General features: G+C 43.1%; 17 protein-coding genes. 8 read left to right on the top strand and 9 right to left on the bottom strand.

The genetic code is table 11. The features are described 5' to 3' along the window. Positions 1 to 8: 8 nt before the first annotated feature. Positions 9 to 1469: an FN3 domain-containing metallophosphoesterase family protein gene (locus tag GVO62_RS15720; protein WP_159120038.1), complete on the top strand. Its 1461-nt coding sequence runs from the start codon at positions 9 to 11 to the stop codon at positions 1467 to 1469. Between the two features lie 61 nt (positions 1470 to 1530). Here the strand turns inward: GVO62_RS15720 and GVO62_RS15715 are convergent, their stop codons facing one another. Continuing rightward, positions 1531 to 2430, bottom strand: a complete 900-nt coding sequence (locus GVO62_RS15715) for a LysR family transcriptional regulator (RefSeq protein WP_159120037.1) — start codon at positions 2428 to 2430, stop codon at positions 1531 to 1533. A gap of 103 nt (positions 2431 to 2533) precedes the next feature. Here GVO62_RS15715 and lldD point away from each other — a divergent pair, with 103 nt between their 5' ends. After that, a complete protein-coding gene (gene lldD / locus GVO62_RS15710) occupies positions 2534 to 3673 on the top strand; it encodes an FMN-dependent L-lactate dehydrogenase LldD (RefSeq protein WP_159120036.1) in 1140 nt (379 codons plus the stop codon). Between the two features lie 93 nt (positions 3674 to 3766). Here the strand turns inward: lldD and dld are convergent, their stop codons facing one another. Then, the gene (gene dld / locus GVO62_RS15705) at positions 3767 to 5497 is read right to left on the bottom strand and encodes a D-lactate dehydrogenase (RefSeq protein ID WP_159120035.1); all 1731 of its coding nucleotides are present in this window, start codon (positions 5495 to 5497) and stop codon (positions 3767 to 3769) included. A 441-nt stretch (positions 5498 to 5938) separates the two neighbouring features. Here dld and GVO62_RS15700 point away from each other — a divergent pair, with 441 nt between their 5' ends. Further along, a complete protein-coding gene (locus GVO62_RS15700) occupies positions 5939 to 6616 on the top strand; it encodes a helix-turn-helix transcriptional regulator (protein WP_159120034.1) in 678 nt (225 codons plus the stop codon). 23 nt (positions 6617 to 6639) lie between these two features. Here GVO62_RS15700 and GVO62_RS15695 read toward each other — a convergent pair whose 3' ends face one another. Genes GVO62_RS15695 through GVO62_RS15675 form a run of 5 tightly spaced genes read right to left on the bottom strand, consistent with a single transcriptional unit; the run spans position 6640 to position 10294 of the window. Beyond that, positions 6640 to 7401 (bottom strand): CsgG/HfaB family protein, encoded by a 762-nt coding sequence (locus GVO62_RS15695; RefSeq protein ID WP_159120033.1) that lies wholly within the window; start codon positions 7399 to 7401, stop codon positions 6640 to 6642. A gap of 8 nt (positions 7402 to 7409) precedes the next feature. Further along, a complete protein-coding gene (locus tag GVO62_RS15690) occupies positions 7410 to 7865 on the bottom strand; it encodes a curli assembly protein CsgF (protein ID WP_173359191.1) in 456 nt (151 codons plus the stop codon). Beyond that, positions 7859 to 8251 carry a CsgE family curli-type amyloid fiber assembly protein gene (locus GVO62_RS15685; protein ID WP_159120032.1) on the bottom strand — a complete coding sequence of 131 codons (393 nt, stop codon included), beginning with the start codon at positions 8249 to 8251 and terminating at the stop codon, positions 7859 to 7861. Before GVO62_RS15685 ends, GVO62_RS15690 begins: the two co-directional genes overlap by 7 nt. 54 nt (positions 8252 to 8305) lie before the next feature. Next, entirely contained in the window at positions 8306 to 9751 is a 1446-nt protein-coding gene (locus GVO62_RS15680) for a curlin (RefSeq protein WP_159120031.1), read from the bottom strand. Between the two features lie 30 nt (positions 9752 to 9781). Further along, positions 9782 to 10294, bottom strand: coding sequence for a curlin subunit CsgB (locus GVO62_RS15675; protein ID WP_159120030.1), 513 nt, complete (start codon positions 10292 to 10294; stop codon positions 9782 to 9784). A gap of 477 nt (positions 10295 to 10771) precedes the next feature. Between GVO62_RS15675 and GVO62_RS15670 the strand changes: the two genes are divergently transcribed. The 4 genes from GVO62_RS15670 to GVO62_RS15655 all read left to right on the top strand — a co-directional run bounded on the left by GVO62_RS15670 (position 10772) and on the right by GVO62_RS15655 (position 16733). Continuing rightward, a complete protein-coding gene (locus tag GVO62_RS15670; RefSeq protein WP_159120029.1) occupies positions 10772 to 13294 on the top strand; it encodes a S8 family serine peptidase in 2523 nt (840 codons plus the stop codon). A 195-nt stretch (positions 13295 to 13489) separates the two neighbouring features. Further along, the gene (locus GVO62_RS15665; RefSeq protein ID WP_159120028.1) at positions 13490 to 14146 is read left to right on the top strand and encodes a response regulator; all 657 of its coding nucleotides are present in this window, start codon (positions 13490 to 13492) and stop codon (positions 14144 to 14146) included. Then, a complete protein-coding gene (locus GVO62_RS15660; protein WP_159120027.1) occupies positions 14146 to 15741 on the top strand; it encodes an ATP-binding protein in 1596 nt (531 codons plus the stop codon). Before GVO62_RS15665 ends, GVO62_RS15660 begins: the two co-directional genes overlap by 1 nt. Before the next feature lie 269 nt (positions 15742 to 16010). After that, the gene (locus GVO62_RS15655) at positions 16011 to 16733 is read left to right on the top strand and encodes a thioredoxin family protein (protein WP_236547197.1); all 723 of its coding nucleotides are present in this window, start codon (positions 16011 to 16013) and stop codon (positions 16731 to 16733) included. Positions 16734 to 16770: 37 nt separating this feature from the next. On the opposite strand, the gene GVO62_RS15650 is transcribed toward GVO62_RS15655, so the two are convergent. Then, complete coding sequence (locus tag GVO62_RS15650; protein WP_159120026.1) at positions 16771 to 18210, bottom strand: DEAD/DEAH box helicase; 1440 nt, start codon at positions 18208 to 18210, stop codon at positions 16771 to 16773. Positions 18211 to 18727: 517 nt separating this feature from the next. On the opposite strand from GVO62_RS15650, the gene GVO62_RS15645 reads away from it, so the two are divergent. Continuing rightward, positions 18728 to 20851 (top strand): EAL domain-containing protein, encoded by a 2124-nt coding sequence (locus tag GVO62_RS15645; protein WP_159120025.1) that lies wholly within the window; start codon positions 18728 to 18730, stop codon positions 20849 to 20851. A 50-nt stretch (positions 20852 to 20901) separates the two neighbouring features. Here the strand turns inward: GVO62_RS15645 and GVO62_RS15640 are convergent, their stop codons facing one another. After that, positions 20902 to 21186 (bottom strand): hypothetical protein, encoded by a 285-nt coding sequence (locus GVO62_RS15640; RefSeq protein WP_236547196.1) that lies wholly within the window; start codon positions 21184 to 21186, stop codon positions 20902 to 20904. Positions 21187 to 21256: the final 70 nt, after the last annotated feature.

Raw genomic sequence — 21256 nt, 5'->3', positions numbered from 1 at the left:
GCATTGATATGAAGCATCTCGTGCTTATACTATTACTTAGTTGCATACCTACTATAGCACTTGCTAGCACACCAATTTGGCAGCAAGCAAGCGAATACCCTGACAGGGTTATACTTAATCCTACCCAACTTCCTAGTGAAAGCTTTTCTGTTAATTGGCGCACGTCGGAAGAAGTTGAAATTACGGTTGCCCAAATTGCACCTGTTACATCAGCCGCCAGATTCGATTTGGGTGCAAAAACCTACAAAGCAAAAACACAGCGCGCTGAATTGCGCAGAGGTAACTCAATACCTTCTAACGTTCATGAGCAATCGAGAGACAATGTTAATCAAGAGAGAGCTCAATATCACTACAACACGCACCTCGCCGACGTTGCATATCACGAAGTTACATTTAAAAACTTAAAACCAAATACGCGTTACGCGTATAGAGTACGAGGAGACTTAGGTAAATGGTCTGAATGGTATATGACGAAAACGACCGGTCTCCCCTCCTCTTCAACTACACGATTTCTGTACTTTTCAGACGCACAAAATGGCATGCGCGAACAATTTCCAGCACTCTTGAGAAAGGGCTTTAAGGTGATGCCCGATGCAGACTTTGCTCTTTATACTGGCGACCTTGTAGACCATGGAGCTAGGGACTTAGAATGGGCGCAGTGGTTTTCTGCAGGGCAGTTCATACACGCAGAAATTCCAGTAGTCCCCGTGGTTGGAAACCATGAATATGCCCATCAGCATTTAACCGATGGCGGAAAACAGTGGGTTTTAAGCCGCTTTTGGCAAGATCAGTTTAAGCTTCCAACCTCTCCGGAGTTATCAAATCAATTACAAGAGACAGCTTATACTTTGCATTACCCTAATACCGACGTATTCATTGTCAATACGGAAATCAGGCACAATGAGACGGCATTCGCAATGCAAACAAAATGGCTAAGACAGACACTTAGTGAAAGTAAAGCAAAATGGAAAATTATCGCCTTTCATCACCCAATATTTTCAAACTGTGGAATGCCACTAAATAGTCCGGGGCAAGACGAGCCCGCAGTTCGCAGTGCTTTATTGCCATTGATAACAGAATTCAATGTTGATCTGGTTTTACAAGGACACGATCATGCTTACTCTAGAGGGAGTGTAAAAAGCGAGCAGGGCACACATGTAAATAGTGTTTTTGTTACGGCAAGTAGCAGTCCTAAAGCTTATCCACTAAAGAAAACGCGATGGGATGAATACGAAGAATTCAATGTTACGTTAGAAAGAGTCGGAGAAAATACGCCGACTTACCAAGCTATAAAAGTACACGAGAACACTCTTTCGTATCGTTCATATACCTTGACTGGAGAACTCTACGACGCTTTCGACATTACAAAAACACAACCTGGTAATGTGATGACATATCCCTATAACCTTATGAAAGAAAGGCTTTTCAGTAATACCGAGCCCTATAAACACCACAATTCACTCTACTAGTTGGTTATTTAATTTAAAGACTAATTTTACTTTAACGCCAACACTCAATAGCGTTGGCTTATCAAAAATAATCAGACATAGATAAATAGCGCTGCCTGATATGTTCAATTAACAGCTTAATTTTTCGAGATGGCTGGCGGCTGTAAGGATAAACGGCATAAACGCCTAACACCTTACCTACCCGCTCTGGAAACAAATCGACCAGTGTTCCATTACATAAATCTTCGAATACCAAACATTTAGGTACGTAGGCAATACCTCTACCAGCAAGAGCTGCTTTGCGAAGCGCCCCTGCATTGTCACTTGAAAATGCGCCATCTACGGTGATGGTGAAACTGCCTTGAGACGACGTAAACTCCCACTCCCTTGCGCCGGATGTGTGGTAGGAATACAACAAACAGTTGTGAAAGCTCAAATCCTCAGGTGCTTTGGGCCTGCCTTTTCGTCTAATGTAATCCGGCGATGTGCAAACCACCCAATGGGAATCTAAAAAGTGCCGCGCGATCAGACTTGAGTCTTCCAAATATCCCGTTCGAATAACAAGATCAAACCCTTCCTCGACTAAATTTACATATCGATTATCCAGAGACATATCAACGCTTAGCCCTGGATGAAGGGTACAAAACTCAGCTACCGCATCGGCTAACAGTAAATCGCCCGAAATAGTTGGAACCGACATCTTAATGTGTCCGGATATTTGTTCACTGTATCCAGAAATTGTGTCGATAGCTTCCTGCGTGGACGCCTTTACATTCATGGCGCCTTGCTTCAAAGCTTGACCCGCTTCGGTAAGCGTGAGTTTGCGAGTAGTGCGATACAAAAGCTGCGTTCCCAGCTCTTTTTCAAGCTTTGCTATTCGCTTACTGACTACCGAGTTGGTAATGTTGTTCGCCTCTGCCACTTTGCTAAAACTGCCCATCTCCGCAATTTGTGCAAAGAGAATTAAATCGCCTGCTCTCACGTTATCACTTCACTTTTGGAAAAGATAAATTTCATTGTTGCCGTATATCCCTAAGGCGAGAAACGCTATATTTTTACCCACTTTGTTTCTTTAATTTATTAGCATGATTATTTCATCACCAACTGACTATCGACGCGCTGCGCAGAAACGGCTTCCCCCGTTCTTATTCCACTATATAGATGGCGGCGCTTATCGCGAGCAAACGCTCAAACGTAACGAAGCAGACTTAGCCGATATAGCATTAAAGCAATACGTGCTCAGAAACATGTCGTCTCTTGACCTTTCAACAACTGTTTTTGGTGAAAAGCTAGCGTTACCTATCGCCCTTGCTCCCGTAGGTTTAACGGGTATGTACGCACGACGAGGGGAAGTGCAAGCCGCTAAAGCAGCAGAAAATAAGGGCATCCCGTTTACAATGTCGACGGTGTCGGTATGCCCAATTGAAGAGGTTGCGCCAGAAATTAAGCGCCCCATGTGGTTTCAGCTATATGTACTTCGCGATCGAGGCTTTATGAAAAATGTTCTGGAGCGTGCCAAAGCATCGGGTGTAAAAACCTTGGTGTTTACCGTTGATATGCCTGTACCAGGTGCACGCTACCGCGATAAACACTCTGGTATGAGCGGCCCCTTTGCGGCGAGTCGACGGGTATTGCAAGCCATGACTCATCCTCGCTGGGCATTTGATGTGGGCGTTTTTGGTAAGCCACATGACCTTGGTAATATTTCAGCCTATCGCGGCGAACCGACTATGTTAGAGGACTACATTGGCTGGTTAGGAGCAAACTTCGACCCATCTATCAGCTGGAAAGACTTAGAATGGATTAGAGAGTTTTGGGACGGCCCAATGATTATCAAGGGTATATTAAATGAACAAGATGCTAAAGACGCATTAAGCTTCGGCGCTGAAGGCATTGTGGTATCAAACCACGGCGGTAGGCAGCTAGACGGAGTATTATCAACGGCGAGAGCACTTCCCGCTATAGCCAACGCGGTAAAAGATAAATTAAGCATTTTTGTTGATTCAGGGATACGTAATGGCTTAGACGTGGTGAGAATGATTGCACTTGGCGCAGATTGTACGCTGCTGGGGCGTTCGTTTATTTATGCTCTTGCAGCAGACGGTCAGCGTGGGGTGGAAAATTTGCTAGACCTTTATAAACAGGAGATGCATGTTGCAATGACCTTGTGTGGAGCAAAGTCAATCCGTGATCTTGGTCTCGCCTCGCTTGACTTTCAGCCTTGAAAACTGATAACAAGCAAAGAGCCATAAAACCTTGCTCTAATTTTATGGCCTTCAATTTCGACACGTAAATGAGGTAGTTTTTGAAAAGCTTACCTAGTGACCGTTGCAGCAACCTCCGCCATGCTCTGCCCAATTTTTGAGCTTAGTAGTTTTACCTATGCCCGGATTGAAACTGTTAGTTGGGTCTAATTCACGATAGAAATTTTTAAGTGCGTCTTTGGCAAAATATTCATGTCCAACATTATGTTCTGCAGGATACTCAGCGCTTCTTGCATCAAAGGTTTCTAATATTTTACCTTTCAGTTGCTTGGCATCAGCGCATTTTTTCAGCACGTAGTTCTGGTGCATGACGTGGCAAAAAAGGTGACCGTAGTATAGTTTAGTATCGATTTGATCGTCAATTTCTTTGGGAAGCACCTCAAACCAATCTGGATCGTTGCGGCGCAGCGCAACGTCAATCGTCATCATGGCTCCCACTTCTTTACTGTGCATTACGTGGTAGCGACCTATTGCACCACCAGCAACAAATCGGTGTAATATGGCTTTGTCTGCCTCTTCCTCTGTACACTCAAAATATCCACCTTCGTTAGTTTTGAAGAACTCATCGAGGTAGGCTTTGGCTTCGTCCACCCCATCGTTACTCATTTCCAAAATCCAGTGGTGCTGGTACTTATCTCTGTACTCTTCCATGCGCTTTGGCAAGTGGTTAGGGAATACATAGCTCATGTACTGCATAACGCGGTCCGACATTTTGTTGGGTAAAAAGCCTAACTTATCGGTAAATGCATCGAACTTGCGCTTAAACGCAAAAAGCCTAGGAATGAACTTTGCGCCAAGTTTGCTAATGACGATAAACATATCTTTACCGTACTTCTTTGATACGTCGTAGCAATCGCGGTGAAGATATTCACCAGAGTCTGGCAAGTTCTTAAATGTTGAAAGAATGTCGCGACGTACTTTTGTGAATACGGCGGCATCGTTAGAGCCAACATAGAATACTTGTTTCTTTTCAGGAATAGGGAACGTGTCTAGCCTTACTGCAAACACAGCAAGTTTACCGGCACACCCAGAGGCATCGTGTAGTCTTCTTCCGTCATTGTTAAAACGGGACGGAGTATCAGAATCTACGTCCCGTACTCGCTCGTCATACTCATTATCAGACGCCCGGGCATCAGGGTGCATTACATCGGTATCTTTATAATGTTTATTTTCAAGGTTACTTAGGATTTCTTCAGGTTCGCTGCCTAAATTTATGCCTAAGTTATTTACCAGCGACAAATTGCCGTTCGCATCGATTTGCGCAAAGAGCGCCAGCTCGGTATAAGCAGGGCCTCGCTTAACCAAAGCGCCACCTGAGTTATTACAAATTCCGCCAACAATCGAGGCGCCAATACACGATGAACCAATTACTGAATGAGGCTCCCTTCCGTACGGCGCCAAGGTTTCTTCCAACCCGAAAAGGGTGCTACCCGCTAGACCAACTATCTGCTTACCACTGTCTACGAGTTGGATATCATCAATCCGCATAGTGCTGATAATAACTAATGGTCTATCGTAATCTTTACCATCTGGTGTAGAACCACCTGTAAGACCAGTGTTTGCAGCTTGCATAATTACCGCAACATCAGCCTCAACACATAATTTGAGCACTCGCCAAATTTCAACCAATGTTCCGGGACGCACTACTGCAAGTGCTTCACCAGCGCCAAATCGAAACCCTTTGGTATAAGGCTGCTTTTTAGCTTTATCAGTTAACAAATAGGCTTGCCCCACTACATCTCGCATAGATGTAATCAAAGACTGTGTGTCAACGTTTACGGTCATGGCTCTCTCTGTGTTAAAGGGTGGAAGAATTGACTTGGTGATGAACTATACACTAACGCCATTTTTAACAAAGGGGGCAAACGTTTTTTCTAGATAAAATTTACTTATATTTAATTCGGTAATTATTGTTTTGAATTGCCTTTATATCGTTTTTTATTTGTCTCTTTAGCCTTGTCTCCAAAGCACTACTTTAGCTCTTATTTAGGTTAACGTTTTCATTTAGCGACTGTTTTTACCAACTTAGATAACGTCGCTTTTGCTCATGAAAACAAGGTAGGTCCCTTTCAAAAAAACAAACTAAACCATTGTTTTCAGATTAATTTCACCAAAAACACCTTGTCGTTACATTTTGTTACGCTTTGTTACTTCACATAAGACCAGAGCAGTATTGTAAAGCCTCCACATAGTTCGTAAGGTTGAATAACGCGAAAAGGAGTTTTCATGTCACATCAAGCATTCGTACTTACAAGAAATAATTTTGGTGAAAGTAAAATAAAGGATGAGGCTTACGAACGATTTCTCAGTATTTTACCCTCATGCGGATTTCAGGTAACCAGCGGAGTAGTCGCACCGCCCAAAAGTATATTAAATGACACTTGCACGTTTTTTGTTGACGCAAGATATTGCGACCAAAAGGCTATGCTAAGCCTCCCCGTTATCAATAATTATCCAGATCTAAATAAGGTAATTTTCAACGTATCTGAATCTGACCTCGATTTTCACTATGCCGCTATTCAGCATGGTATAAACGGTATTTTCCACATTGAAGATAATCTTGAATTGTTGGTTCGCGGAGTACAGCAAGTACAGGCAGGTAATAAGTGGTTTAGCCGTGAGGTTATGAGTCGTTACATCGATGCTAATCTCGTATCTAAGACAAAAACCATTGCCGCGCTACAGTCATCGACGACTGTATTAACAAAAAGAGAACTGGCAATCACACGCAAAATTGCTGACGGCGCACAGAATCAAGAAATTGCAGACTGCTTTCATATAAGCGTTAATACCGTGAAAACACACGTATATAGTATATTTAGAAAAACAGAATGTCGAAATCGTGTCGAGTTAATCAAGTGGTTTGATTATCAGTGTAGCCAGCCCCAGCAAGTAAATCACTAGAGTGATCGGCAAGATTATGGCGCCTATGCTTTAGCGCGCCATACTCCTTTTTCCATTCCTTGTAGCACTAATTCAGTGACCGCTTTTTCTATACTTTGCTTTACACACTCAAACATAGGTTCATTTGTCGTGTACCCTGTTTCTGCTTCAAGCAGACGCTTTAGTGACACATATCTAAATAGCCCAGCTCTAACTTCTTGGCTTAACACCTTTTTAGAGGTTGAAACCGACACTAGTACTTGCCCTGTTCTAACATCAACAGCACGCATATAAATAGAAATTTGATCTTCTCTAAACAGTTCACTAGCACCGATACCAAAATACTCTACACCAGCTCCCCCGGTACGAATGTTTGTATCGTAGCTAATAATGCCGCCTTCAATAATAATTCTAGCGGTGGTCAATGGTGGCAAATCCCCACCGCTACTTTCGTCAGCTCGAATTATTTTGCGTTCGGTAAGAATGTTCTGAAGACCTTCACGTTCTACAGGCAAAAACCACGATGTTTCGCTTAGGGTTTGAACAAGAATAGATGTGGCACCTTGGGTGACCGCAGTAGAAAACGAACTGGCACCTGAACTCGGCTTGTATTGTCCAGTTTGATCTCTGAACGCGTACACCGATACCGGAATTTGCCCCATAGGCGCCGGTAAACTTTTCACTTCTGACAGCGTGGCGCTGTCTCTAATAACATCGGCAGCTGTAGTGTCAGGCGGCAGAGTATTAGTAATGGACTGACAACCCGTAAGGGCTAATGCGAGGAAAATAAAAACGGTACTTCTCATGTGTTTCCCTACCCAAACCGTGGAATTTCTACGACAGTGACTTCCCCTGTCAAAAGGTTTGTAATGTTAACGATGATGCTGTCAGGGTTGCTCGTGATAAGCTCTACCTGAAAGTCTCCACTTACAAATATACTGTCTTGGTTAAAAATACTGTCTATTGGATTCCCGTCTTCGTCATACTCCTGTTCACCAAAAGCAATATCTGTAATTTCACGAACAATTCGGTTGATATAGGCCCTTTCTAATGACTCTTGCAGTCGCTCATCGTAAGAACGCTCACTAAGTGGTGCACTATGCGCATTCTGTGAGTTTGCCTTACTTAATAAAAACGAGCCATTGAGCGGGTTGCCACCAAAAGACGGGTTTATTGGTTCATAAACTAATTCAGTGGCTAGTGTTGTGACCGACGTTAACAGCGCGGTCGCTGCTAACAAAGTAATTGTTGTCCTTTTTGACATTACCATTCGTCCCCTGCTAAATCTGGGCTTCTACTGTCTATACTCGCATTTGCCACCGCATCTAAAACCAACATGATAGCTTGCTGTACTTTCTCATCAATCGGAACTTGCCTACGTCCCATGTATGTTTGGTAAACCACTTTATTGTCATAAATTACAGAAAGTAGCGTACCTGCTTGAGGCACTATGATTTCTTTAACTACCAGGTTTTTACCCGAACTGTCGGGAACCTCCCGCCAGTACTGACTAATTCGCGAGGCAAATTCATGGCCTTGGCGGCTTATACTGTTATCTAGCAATAGCCCCCCTAACCGAATTTCTTCTGCGTGAATCGGAGAAATAAACACACTGAAAAGCAGTGCGGTAAGAAAGAAACAATATGAATACTTCATTGTGCGGAATACAGCCGGGCAAACGCCCGGCTATTCACTTTTACATCTATATGTTTACATCTGAACAACAGTAGCTACGTTGTAGTCACCAACTTGCGTAACACTCACTGTGCCGCCATTGCCGGTTATACTGCCTGTAACTAAGTTGTCGTTACCCATTTGCGTGACTTCAAAAGTGTTCATGTCACCTGAAATTACAAACTGGCCACCGGTTTCGTCTGTTACCCAGTTTCCAACGCCTTCTTGCATAACGCTGATGACGTTATCGTTGCCATTAACAAGCAAATCTAGCAAGTTAAGGTCGCCTGTTTGAGCAACCATGATTTCATTACCACTTGATGCAATGTCACGTGCTAATTCTACTGAGGCTATATTTTCATTACCTTCTTGAGACATTTCGATCACGTTTGCATCTGCAAAATAAGTTGCCTCTCCAATACCGGCTTGGGCTAATGCTAAGTTCGCGTCACCGTCTTGCTCAATTTCAATTGTGTTGAACAGGCCATCAAAGTTTACAGCACTGATTTCGTTGGCATCCCCCACCTGAGTTAAATCGAACTCGTTGAATATGCCAATAACGCCAGCATAAGCGGTGTTTCCTTCGCCAACTTGGTTGATTTCAAACGTGTTCGCCTGTCCGCCAATTGTTTCAACCGTAGCTAAGTTAACGTCTCCAATTTGGTCTATATTCACTTCGTTACCCGAGCCTTCGAACACACCTGTGGCGACTTCATTGCCGTCACCGTCTTGTTCAAATTCAAGCACGTTGCCATCGCCAGTCATCGTCCAACCGATCGCGTTATTATCGCCATCTTGGTCAATTTCAACTTCATTGTCAGACCCGATAACCGTTAAATCAGAAACGTTGTAGTAGCCGTCCTGTATAATATCTAAAACATTAGCATCGCCACTTAGTTCGCGAACATACGACTCATGCCATTCGCCGCTTTGATCAACAAAAATCGAGTTATCGTTTCCAGAAATAGCATTGTTAGCCCAGTTTCCACCGTCGCCTTGATACACTGACAGCGTATTGCCGCTGCCCGAAACACTGTTTATCGAACGATTGAAGATAAACCCGATCGGACCGCCGTCACCTAGCTGAACAAGCGAAACCATATTATCGTCACCCTCAACAACAACGTCTGCAACGCTGTTTATGCTGTCTTGTTCAGACTCTAAAAAGTTGCCGTCGCCCGTAACACTTGCGAAGAACGTATTGCCCGACTGCATTTGTGATGCTAGTACTTCGTTAGCATCACCCGTTACCTCTACGACTATTGCGTTCAAATCACCTTCTTGACTTAAAACAGATTCATTGCCTACTTCATTTCCCTCTGGTGCCGTTTGGGTTAGCGTAATTTCATTCCCCTCTGCTGCAGCAACAAAATCTGCAGAAGCGTTGAAATCTACTGATTTACTCGCTGGAATTTCTTGAGCGGATGCCCATCCTGTCGCTGCGACTAAAAGTAATGCACTCGCTATTTTTGTTCTTTTCATTTTCACATTTGTCTCCCTATGGCAATCACATCATTCTTGATATTGTGTGATGTTAATCACCATTTCGTTCCCTATCTGATAAACAGTAAAAGACTGTTCACCTAATTGATTGACATTAGCAACATTGTCGAACCCATCTTGGATAATTTCGAAATAATTGTTGTTGTTTTGCTGCAGCAAATTTATAACGTTGCCTTCACCTAATTGCGTGATGATTGCTTCGTTATTGCTGCCGTTTTGAACAACATTAGATAGATTGGCGCCGTTGCCGCTTTGGATAATGTTAGTTATGTTGTTAAGCCCAAACTGACTGACAGCAATGAAGACCGTTTCATCGTCTATCGTAATCGCTTGGGCATTCAGACTCATTGAAAGAGAAGATTCCACCATGTCGGAGCTTGTTGATAAGTCGGACTGTTGCGCAAAGACAGGAGTATTTACGGTTAGAAGAGTGCATACCGTTTTAGCTAACAACCTAGCCGTTTTTATAGCTTTTAGGTTTCTAACAAGTTGGTGCTTTTTAACCTTTAACTTCTTGTCCATGAGAACGACGGCTTCCTTGAATAACAACAAAGGTGACCTCTCTATAAAACGCCTTTAAGCTTCGAGAATCCATCACCTTTAAGTTGTATTTATTACAGATTAAATATCGGCATCACCGCTTTAGCTCGCAATCCAACGTTTTAGGGTAATACCTTAGTACTAGTTTTCTCAGAAAATAAACATCAAAGTGGGAGATGGTAAGACCACGTCTCAACAGAATAAATATCTTAAGTATTCAAATTACACGAACGTCGACATAAGAAGCCGTTGACAAGTAAGCAGGGCCTAATAATTAAGTACTAGTTTGACAAGCATTAACCGTTTTTCTCTAGTGGTTAAGTAGTATTTTTAGAGCTATTTGCATTTTTGGAGTGGCAGGTTTTGAAATTTACGTTATAAGTTTTAACCGTTAGTTATATCAGACCGAATGAGAAGATTTCGTGATTGAAGCACAATTGCTAATTATGGAATCTAATTATGAAAACAAAGCCTTTTAAAACAGGCCTTTCAGCATTGTCATTAGCCCTATTACCGCTAATGGCATCTAGCCACGCACACGCAGCAAAAGCCGAAATTTTCGACGACAGCGTTATCGTTGTGTACAAAGAAAACGTAAGTAAAACAGAAAAAATGCGTGCACGTTCGTCAGTGGGCGCACGCATAAGCGATGCAAACCGCGATGAAGTGGATGACCGTTTTGCCAATCTTTTAGATGGTCGCATAGCCAAACTTCAACTTCGCGGTAAGTCTGTCAAAGATGCCATTGAGATTTTGAAAAAGAATCCGTCAATCAAGATTGCAGAGCCAAACTTTTTATATCGTAAAGCATTGGTAGTAAACGACCCATCTTACGGTGACCTATGGGGCTTGAACAATACTGGCCAAGCTGGCGGTGTTGCTGACGTCGACATTGATGCGCCAGAAGCTTGGGATATCACAACCGGTGATAGTGATGTAGTGATCGGTGTCATCGATACCGGTGTTGATTACAATCATGAAGACCTTGCAGATAACGCATGGGTTAACCCAGGCGAAATTGCCGGTAACGGTGTTGATGATGATGGCAACGGTTATATCGATGACGTTTACGGTATTGATACCGCGAATGGCGATACCGATCCAATGGACGACGACTCTCACGGTACCCACGTAGCGGGCACGATTGGCGCTGTAGGTGGCAACGGTATTGGTGTAGTTGGTGTAAATCACGATGTATCTATCGCTGCGTGTAAATTCTTGGGTGCGGACGGTACAGGTTCAACTGCAGGCGCTATCGAATGTATTGACTACTTTACCGATCTTAAAGAAAACCGCGGCATTAATATTAAAGCAACCAATAATAGTTGGGGTGGCGGCGGCTACAGTGAAGCCTTAGAAACGGCTATCGAAGTTGCAGGCCAAGCAGGTATCTTGTTTGTTGCAGCAGCGGGGAACTCTGGCTCTAATAACGACAATGTAGACAACTATCCATCTAACTACGTTACCACCACTAATAGCGTTATGGCCGTAGCCAGTCATACACGAACTGACGGAGACAGCGGCTACTCTTACGGTATAGAAACGGTGGATATTGCCGCGCCAGGCACCGCAATTTTATCTACAATACCGGGCAACAGCTATGCGGCGTATTCTGGTACATCAATGGCAACACCGCATGTTGCAGGAGCTGCAGCACTAGTATGGTCGCTAAACCCTGAGCTTACGCCATCTGAAATGAAAGAGCTGTTGATGTCTACTGGTGAAACCAGTCTTTGGGCTGACGGCCGCACAGTATCTGGCAATCGATTAAATGTGTTAAATGCACTTGAAGAGGCCGACCCAACACCTGGCTTCAAGCTAGGTATTTCACCAGGTTCAGCTGAAATTGAAGCTGGTGAGACCTATACCTTCACTATTGAAGTTGGCTCAATTGCTGGCTATGAAGAGGAAGTTCAGTTGTCACTTGCTGAGCCAAGTGATTTAGCTTCTTTAAGTGCAAGCTCGGCAATGCCCGGAGATACGGTTGCATTGACGGTAGAGACATCTGAAGAAACGCCATGGGGTGCTTATAGCTTTACCGTTAATGGGGTAAGTGGTGAGATTGAAAAATCCAAGTCGGCAAACCTTTATGTCTACCCGCAGGGCTTGAACGATTTCCCATACGCATATATCGGCGATGCAGTTCCAACACTGCCTAACGAAGAAGATCCAGATGACGTAGGTGTAGATCTTGTAATCAACGTGCCAGATGATTTGACGGTCTTTGGCATGCAAGCGTCGGTAGACATCACGCATACCTACAGCGGTGACCTTGTGTTATCACTCACCTCTCCTCAGGGTACCACTACCGTTCTGCGCCAGAATCAAGGCGGCAGCACAGATGATATTGTTGAAAGCTATAATACAGATGCCTTTAACGGTGAAGTAGCAACTGGCGATTGGACTTTGAACGTACTTGACACCTTTAACGGTGATAACGGTACTGTGAACACTTGGAGTATCGTAGTCACAGGTATTGGCGAAGTAGGCCCAACACCGCCTAACTCTGCGTTTACCTATGACGCTTCTGGTTTATCAGTTAGCTTCACCAACAATAGTAACGATGTGAATGACGACATTGTCAGCTATAGCTGGGACTTTGGCGATGGTTCGACATCAACGGAAGTAAACCCAACCCATGTTTACGCAAGCACTGGAGCTTATGATGTGACCCTTACCGTAACGGACTCGGAAGGCCAGACTGGCGTTTCAACAGAAACAGTATCCGTTTCAGATAGCAATATTGTTGCAGAAATTGACCGCGCCATGCTTTCTCGCTTCGGTTCGCTTCGCGTTGATCTTTCGTACAGCGGCTCAATGGCCGATACTGTTATGATTTATCGCAACGGTGAACTGCTTGAAGAAGTGAGCAACACTGGACGTTACCGCGACAGAAGCCGTGGTGTTCAACCTGGTGAATATACCTATATGGTATGTGATGAGACATCAGCTTGCTCAGCGCCTGTATCAGTTAACCTGTAGCAGATCCTATAAAATTAACGTTTTATCAGAGTTTAACTCTGTACAGAGTTAATCTTAAAAGTTAAGCAATTGCCGGCCAAGGATAGGCCGGCTTTTTTATGGCCGTTATCCAAAGCCCCCTCTAATCCATTAGCTTATTCCCAGTAAGCCAAATTCGACGTACACTCAAGGTATTCAGTACAACACCATATTGTTATGCACCTGCTTATCATTGACGACCATGAAATTGTTAGAGACGGAATTAAAACACTCATTGAGCAAGAGTACGGGTGGCATGTATCTTATGCAGTTAGCTCTTTAGAAGAGCTACCTTCTTACGCTACGTTTGAAGAAATTGACGTTGCCATCTTGGATATATCCTTAGTAAATGGAAGCGGCTTTGATACTCTGGTAAAAATTAAACAGCAGGCTCCCTATGTAAAATGCCTGATGTTGAGTATGTATGAACACGTAGGCTATATCAGTAAAGCACTTGAACTTGGCGCTGACGGGTACGTTACAAAGAATGCGGCAACCAAAGAGTTAATCGATGCATTGGAATCACTAGAGAAAGACGAAAACTACCTAAGTTCTGATTTAAGTAAAAAGTTAGCATTCGGCGACAAGTGTTTAACCTCAATTCTTACGGAACGAGAAAAAGAAGTTTTCTTACTTCTCGCGAAGGGCTTTCAACCTAAACAAATTGCCTATCATATTGATACTGCGACTAAAACTGTGATGGTTCATAGAACCAATATCTATAAAAAACTCAACGTAACTTCTCAGTTTGGCCTGCTAAGAATTGCACTTGAAACAGGCTATCTTGACGTCTCTGATGTGATTAATGATGATGTGCTTATCAAAGAAAACTAATGAAATTAAAGGACTTTATCAGCGTTAAATTTTTAGCTATCGGATTGGCGTATACCACTCTATTTCATAGTGTCTGGCTTTTCAGTACGCAGTTTGAAATTATTTCCGGTACGGTTAGCTGGTATTTGCCAGCTGGCGTTCGGTTAGCTGCTTTTTTAATGTTTCCTTTACAAAGCTGGCCTATGCTGGTTTTGGCAGAAAAACTCACCCACTTAGCTTTGTTTCACCCTGGCGGAATTCTCGACAATACCGCATTTTTAAGCGGCAGCTTTGGATGGTATTTAGTTCATTTAGTCATTTCACCCGCGTTACTATGTATAAGCGTTTACCTATTTAGACGGAAGATAAGAGCGCCATATATCGATAGTGTGAATAGCACTCTTGCCACACTGGCTTTTGGCATACTAGTTAGTGCACTACTCGGTGCCACCTTTCTCGGTAGAAGGGCACTCGAACTCCAAACCGACATTTCAGTTTTTTTACCCATTCTGTTTGATTTTTTGTTGGGCGATTTTGTCGGTATCATTGTGCTCTGCCCTATATTATTTGCATTGCTATCAAAAGAGACCAAATACAGGGAGAGAAACATGCTGTTCGCCATTGTCGGTACATGGCTTCTCTTTCTGCTGTTAAGTGTTTATGCGTATAGCAGTGGTACCAATATTAGCTATCAGGTTAAATACCTCGCGGTGTTCCCCGCACTATTTTTATCCTATCGCTATGCTGTACTTGGCAGCGCACTGTCTTGTCTATTGATAGGCCTAACGGCTTTTGTAGTAGCGAGCCAAAGCAATCTTCCTCCACTGGAGCATCAGTTTTATATTATTGCTCTATGCGTTAGCTGCTTGATTCTAGGCGCATCAATTAGTCAATCTTTAGAAATGAACAGGGTACTGAGTCATAAAAATGAGGCACTGGAAAGGGCTGTGAATAGCGCCCAAACCCTTTCGTCGAAATTAGTAAGCCTACAAGAAGATGAGAGAAAACGACTATCTCGAGATCTCCATGACGATTTTGGTCATCGCATTGTCGACCTTAAATTACAGCTAACACTCAATAAAGCGCTTGCCGACAAAGAGACACTGTTCAACAAGATAGATGCATTGTACCAAGCTATGAAAAAAAGTTTGGGAAGCCTGCGTCCCTCGGGCATCGACACACTTCCTATTGAGGCGGTCATTCAAGGCTCTGCTATTGTGTCCACGCTAAAAAGATCAAATATTGACTATACATTTGAAGTGAAAGGCTCACCTTTTACTTTTACCGCAGAACAAAAAATTCATATTTACAGAATTATACAAGAAGCGGTATCGAACAGTGTTAAATACGCTAATGCATCACGTCTTGGTATTAATATTAGCTATACAGAAGCGAACACAACGTTTTGCGTGAGCGATAACGGGAAAGGTATTCCCGCTCACATAACAGCCGCATCTTCTTCACACTTTGCCTTCCCAACCGACCGCCCGGACAATGCTCCTTCCCTCGGCTTATTATCAATAAAGGAGCGAGCCAAGCTAATTAACGGTAGCATTAATATCGAAAGCAGTTCATCTTCAGGGACCAATATCTGCCTATCCATCCCAAGACAATGAGTTGGATTGAATTGAGCAGTACCACCACATGAAGCTAATTCCCATCGCTCTTTGAACGGGTCTTGGATAGAGCGGTAATTTGTCACGCTTAATAACCGATTTTTTCTTGGTTACTTGTGCTACATTGTCATTGATTTCACAGACTTTTTGACAACCGTATGTATATTTTTCAGATTAACGCTTCGTCTTACACCCGCCTTGTTCGCTTTGTTAAGCCTCGATTATTAATGATGTGGACTATCGCCTTAATTGCGTTACTTGGGGGTTGTGTGAGTACCCAAGAACCTAGCCCTTACGCTTACACTCCCTCCCCTAACCCTTTTCAAGACGTTGTGCGTGCTCAGGAAAGGGCCGTAGTACAAGGAAAACTGTTGCTCGTTGTGCTCGGTGCACAATGGTGTCATGACAGCACTGGCCTCGCAGAGCGTTTTTCAACTCCGGAAATGGATCTTATTTTACGGGCTCACTATGAAACCGTATTTGTTGACGTTGGAACCCTTGAAGACAGAAGAAAAATTACAGAGCGATTTGCCTATCCCAACTATTACGCTACGCCAACGGTCATGGTTGTTGAACCTAGTTCAGGCGCGTTATTGAACAGAACATCTATGGATATATGGGGGAATGCTGATAGCATTCATTTAGACGATTACCTTGCTTACTTCTCTCGCTATCCAGCAATGACAGAAATGCAAAAGGCGCAGTTAATTAGTTGGAAACCAACAAATGAGGAAGTCTCTTACAACAAAGAGCAAGCGGCAAGGCTTCAACGTGCCTACGATAAGTTAGGTCCATTGCTTGTTGAGGATCTCAATGGAAATACACCAGAAGGTTTAAATGCACTTTGGAAAGAGGCTAAAACCTATCGAACAGAGCTTCAAAGAACCTTGGTTAAACGCGCAGAGCTAACGTTGGGTGAAAAGGGTGATAATGGCGTCAACACGAAACCGGCGCTTAGACACTATAACCCTTTTTCTTGGGAGCAGAACTGATTTTTACTGCTCTTCAAATAGATAAACGAGCTGTTGGCTAGTTAGTGCTTGAAGCACTGCTCTGGCTTGAAGAATAATTATTTCGACGATTTGCCGAGCGATGCGCGCCACTACCTTCAGCTCCAGCGCTTCTGCGTCTCGCAGGTTTACCACCCGCACTCGACCTACCGCTCGAATTACCCGAGCGATTACCACTGTTTCCTGCCTTGTTGTTTTGGTTTTGCCCACTTCTTCTGCTTCGAGCTTTTTTTTCACCTTGGCTATTCTCATCGTCCATCAACGTCTTAGCAGCCTTTGGTTTCTTAGGCTTCTTTGGTTTAGACAACGTGGTTGGTGGAACGGCTTGCTGAGGCTCAAAACCTTCTAAGGTTTCTCTAGGAAGCAGCTTTTGAATCAGCGTTTCAATATCTTTAAGGTTCTGCAGTTCATCGACACTCACAAACGACCACGCCTGACCGCTTGCTCCTGCACGTCCTGTACGTCCAATTCTATGCACATAGTCAGCGGCTGTATTCGGTAAGTCTAAGTTTACCACTATCGGTAACTCACTGATGTCTATACCACGGGCGGCAATATCAGTAGCAACCAAAACCTTAATTTCACCACTTTTGAAGTCAGCGAGCGCTTTCGTTCTGGCGCCTTGGCTCTTGTTTCCGTGAATTGCAGCGCTTGGAATTTTTGAACGAGTGAGCTTTTCGGCGATTCGGTTTGCGCCATGCTTAGTGCGACTAAACACCAATACTTGCTCCCACTTCTGCTGTTTTATTAAGCAAATAAGTGCGGTGGTTTTTTTAGACTTATCGATAGTAACCAAATGCTGTTCTACTGCATCCACTGTCGTATTTGCAGGTGCAGTAGAAATGCTTACCGGATCACGAGTAATTGTTCTCGCTAGTGCCGTTATCTCTTCTGAGAAGGTTGCAGAGAAAAGTAAACTTTGACGATCTTTAGGTAATAGTTTAAGCACTCTTTTAATATCGTGAATAAAGCCCATGTCTAGCATTCTGTCGGCTTCGTCAAGAACCAAAACCTCTAGCTCAGAAAATTTCACTGCGTTTTGCTGGTAAAGATCGAGTAGCCTGCCAGGTGTTGCAATTAATACGTCGACCCCTTTACGAAGCTTCATCATTTGAGGATTGATACCGACGCCGCCGAAAACGACGGCCGTTTTAAGCGGTAAAAATTCGCTAAATGCCTGAATACTTTCTTCGACCTGGGCGGCCAACTCGCGGGTAGGCGTCAAAATAAGCGCTCTAATATTGTTGCCCGATACCGGCTGTCCCGACATTAGCCTTTGTAAGATAGGAAGACCAAAGCCCGCCGTTTTTCCGGTTCCCGTTTGTGCAGCGGCCAACACATCTCTGCCTTGTAATATTTCAGGAATGGCTTTCTCTTGAATAGGTGATGGTGTGCTAAACCCACGTTTTTCGATAGCTTTCAATAAAGGTTCAGCGAGCCCTAAATGGGTAAATGACATTAATAAACTCCTGTCATAGGTATTTTAAAAAAGGTGCATACCGCAAAGGTATAAGCGCTAGTGCTTAATTGCTAACCATGGGGGTTATAGATTACTGGGAAAACCTAAAGAGATACGCCATTGCCGACTTGGCTTATTGGTGTTTGAAATCAAGAAAAGAACGGATGTATTTACTCTTACAAAGTGCGGGCGGAGTTTACCATTAATCGAACGCGGTCACCAGCGCATTTTTTGTCCAACAAGGCTCGCACTCATATCTTGACTGAATGCTGCCTTACGAATTTTGTTTAGTGATTGTCAATCCAGCTATTCATAATGTTCTTTAGGGCGTTATTTAAATTCGATATATAAAACCTTACGTATTTAGGTTTGCCTACTACTAATTGCTGATGTAATTCAATTCAAAAAAAGATAAAACGTCTATACTCAAATAGCGTTGAAGCTATCGCAATTTTACTAGGTGTTTCCACTCTCTATGTTCACTCATTTCACTGTTAAAAATAATTAGAGTGTTGCCTTGAAAAGTCTACGTTCACAAATCTCGTTTAATACCGTTACCTCAATCGCAGTGATAAGTTCGCTTATCATTGGTTTATCCATTTATGTTTATGAAAAACTCTATGTTGAGTTTGTTTCAGCAGAAGTGAACGCGATAGGTGAGAATATCGCGGTTGATTTGATAGATTTTATTGACGACCCAGCCGGTAGCTTTTACCAAACCGAAGTATTACTCAGACTCGGTGAATATGACTATGCAGAAACCGCCTACATATTGGATAACGATGGAAACGTGTTAAATATGTATATTGGCCCTGCTGGAATAAATGAAGAGAAAACCCCACTAGGCCCTTCTAAAGAAGAACGGGATGGCAAAGTCTTTAACGGCGTTTTGTCTGAAAACCTTTCTTCTTTTTCACATGTCGACAAATCAATTGCTTCACTTGCACTTGGCCTTCATCAAATCAAAAATAAAGTTGTGGTGGTAAAAACCATCGGTGAGTCAACATTTCCACTTGGTAAGTTCATTTTAGTCTTTAACCTTCAAGACGCATTAAGAGATAGTCGCAAGCGATATATTACGCTTGTAACACCATCAGTCGCCTTTCTTATAGTACTTGCACTTCTAATTTCAGTAAGAGCACAACGAAAGGTATTTCAGCCTCTTAATACGCTAATAAAAACGATGGATAGCGTAGTTGACGACAAAAACTACGACGTAAAAGTAGAGGAAATCGATAGAGAGGAGACCCTTTCTCTGTCTCGCGCCTTTAATAACATGATGTCCAATATTAAAGCGCAATCTGAAGCAAATGCGGAAAAAAATTCGTTATTACAAAAACAGCAATCGCAAATGGAAAAGCTTGCTAATTTTGATGCATTAACTGGTTTGCCCAACAGACAGTTTTTAATGCACCTTCTCACAAGAGAGCTTGCCAAATCTCGCATGAATCATAGCGAACTTGGTTTGCTTTTTGTTGATATTGACGGTTTTAAATCAATTAACGACTCTTTTGGGCACGATATCGGCGATAAATTTTTGATCCATATTAGTGCGGCTATGACGAACATTCTAAGTAAAGACCATACTTTAGGGCGTCTAGGTGGAGATGAATTTATTGTGATAGTACCCAATTTGCCAAGTAAACAGGCACTAGAGGATATTGCCAATAAGCTTGTAAACGCAGTGGATCGCACACATATTTTTAGCTCATTTCGTTTTGATTCTAGCGCGAGTGTGGGGCTTGCTCTTGCAAGTGAATGTGGATACGAGTTGTCCAACCTTGTCACTAATGCCGATGTAGCCATGTATAAAGCAAAAGACGATGGTAAGGCTAGGTATACATGGTTTAGCGAAGCGATGCTTGCTAATACTCAGCGTAAGGTTCTTATATCAACGAGGCTCTCGCAAGCGCTAGAAGGCGACGCCTTTTACCTTAGTTATCAAGCAAAAGTTGATATGGACGAAAACGTAATCGGCTTTGAAGCCTTGCTTCGCTGGCATGATGATGAATTAGGAGAAGTATCGCCAGCGGAATTTATTCCCGTAGCAGAACAAACGGAAAAGGTGTCGCTGATCAGCATGTGGGTTATAAAACGTGTTGGTATCGAAGCCCCTCAGTTAATTGAGTCATTCGGTCAACATATTGTCATTTCAATAAACCTTAGCCCGATGGATTTAAATAGCAACAAGCTCACTCAATTTATAATAAGCGAAATGGATACTGACAGGCTACCATCAAAAAACCTTGAATTTGAAATCACTGAAACCGCATACATGAACAATTTCAACGTCGCTAATAGCTTTTTTACCGCTATCAAAAAGCACGGCTGTCGGTTGGCGTTAGATGATTTCGGAACGGGTTATTCTTCGTTAGGCTACTTAACAAAATTTGATATTGATACGTTGAAAATCGACCGCAGCTTTGTAAATGATATTGGAAGTTCACAACAATCAGAATTAATCACTAAGACAATAATTGAAATGGCAAAAAGCTTAAACTTTTCAGTCTGTGCTGAAGGTGTGGAAACCCATGAACAAGCACGTTTTTTAAAGCAGAACGGCTGTCATGCTCTTCAAGGCTTTTTGTACAGTAGGCCCGCTCCACTTAAAAACATCATAGCTAGCAGTTTGACGCGATAAACTGTGTTTAGAGAGTACGAGGCCTAACGAAGGCCTCATATCTGCATTAATTATAGGCTCGCGTAGACCACGGTTAAATGAGAAGGTAGTTCCGTTCCTGCTGGCACATAGCCTACAGCGCCTTCATTTTCATCTAAATATTGCAACATGGCCTGCAGTGAATCCATTTCTTTTGGCGCTGTCATTCGACCACTGAAACGCATTTGCGCCCAATAGGACTGAATTCTTGACTCAGGCAGCGCAATGACTTTTGCGTTGAAAATAGACCGCGCCCTGTGACCGGGCATCATAGATACTGGCGTAAGCACCGACGAACTCGAGGTACTGTTGTTCATAAACAACGTCCTAACCTCGGCTTTTGAAAGCGCTATGTTACTATCAGAAACATTGGCCACTACCCAAATA

Source organism: Alteromonas sp. KUL150, from assembly GCF_009811475.1.
Classification (GTDB): Bacteria; Pseudomonadota; Gammaproteobacteria; order Enterobacterales; family Alteromonadaceae; genus Alteromonas; species Alteromonas gracilis.
Note: the sequence above shows the minus strand (reverse complement) of the source record. Positions and strands in the feature narration are given on the sequence as shown.

Bases quoted from the DNA above. Each gene is read 5' to 3' on its own strand.
- GVO62_RS15680 (WP_159120031.1), bottom strand. From the start codon at position 9,751: ATGAAAAGAACAAAAATAGCGAGTGCATTACTTTTAGTCGCAGCGACA.
- GVO62_RS15665 (WP_159120028.1), top strand. From the start codon at position 13,490: ATGCACCTGCTTATCATTGACGACCATGAAATTGTTAGAGACGGAATT.
- GVO62_RS15650 (WP_159120026.1), bottom strand. From the start codon at position 18,210: ATGTCATTTACCCATTTAGGGCTCGCTGAACCTTTATTGAAAGCTATC.
- GVO62_RS15690 (WP_173359191.1), bottom strand. From the start codon at position 7,865: ATGGTAATGTCAAAAAGGACAACAATTACTTTGTTAGCAGCGACCGCG.
- lldD (WP_159120036.1), top strand. From the start codon at position 2,534: ATGATTATTTCATCACCAACTGACTATCGACGCGCTGCGCAGAAACGG.
- GVO62_RS15700 (WP_159120034.1), top strand. From the start codon at position 5,939: ATGTCACATCAAGCATTCGTACTTACAAGAAATAATTTTGGTGAAAGT.
- GVO62_RS15660 (WP_159120027.1), top strand. From the start codon at position 14,146: ATGAAATTAAAGGACTTTATCAGCGTTAAATTTTTAGCTATCGGATTG.
- GVO62_RS15695 (WP_159120033.1), bottom strand. From the start codon at position 7,401: ATGAGAAGTACCGTTTTTATTTTCCTCGCATTAGCCCTTACGGGTTGT.
- GVO62_RS15670 (WP_159120029.1), top strand. From the start codon at position 10,772: ATGAAAACAAAGCCTTTTAAAACAGGCCTTTCAGCATTGTCATTAGCC.
- GVO62_RS15640 (WP_236547196.1), bottom strand. From the start codon at position 21,186: ATGAACAACAGTACCTCGAGTTCGTCGGTGCTTACGCCAGTATCTATG.
- GVO62_RS15685 (WP_159120032.1), bottom strand. From the start codon at position 8,251: ATGAAGTATTCATATTGTTTCTTTCTTACCGCACTGCTTTTCAGTGTG.
- GVO62_RS15675 (WP_159120030.1), bottom strand. From the start codon at position 10,294: ATGGACAAGAAGTTAAAGGTTAAAAAGCACCAACTTGTTAGAAACCTA.
- dld (WP_159120035.1), bottom strand. From the start codon at position 5,497: ATGACCGTAAACGTTGACACACAGTCTTTGATTACATCTATGCGAGAT.
- GVO62_RS15720 (WP_159120038.1), top strand. From the start codon at position 9: ATGAAGCATCTCGTGCTTATACTATTACTTAGTTGCATACCTACTATA.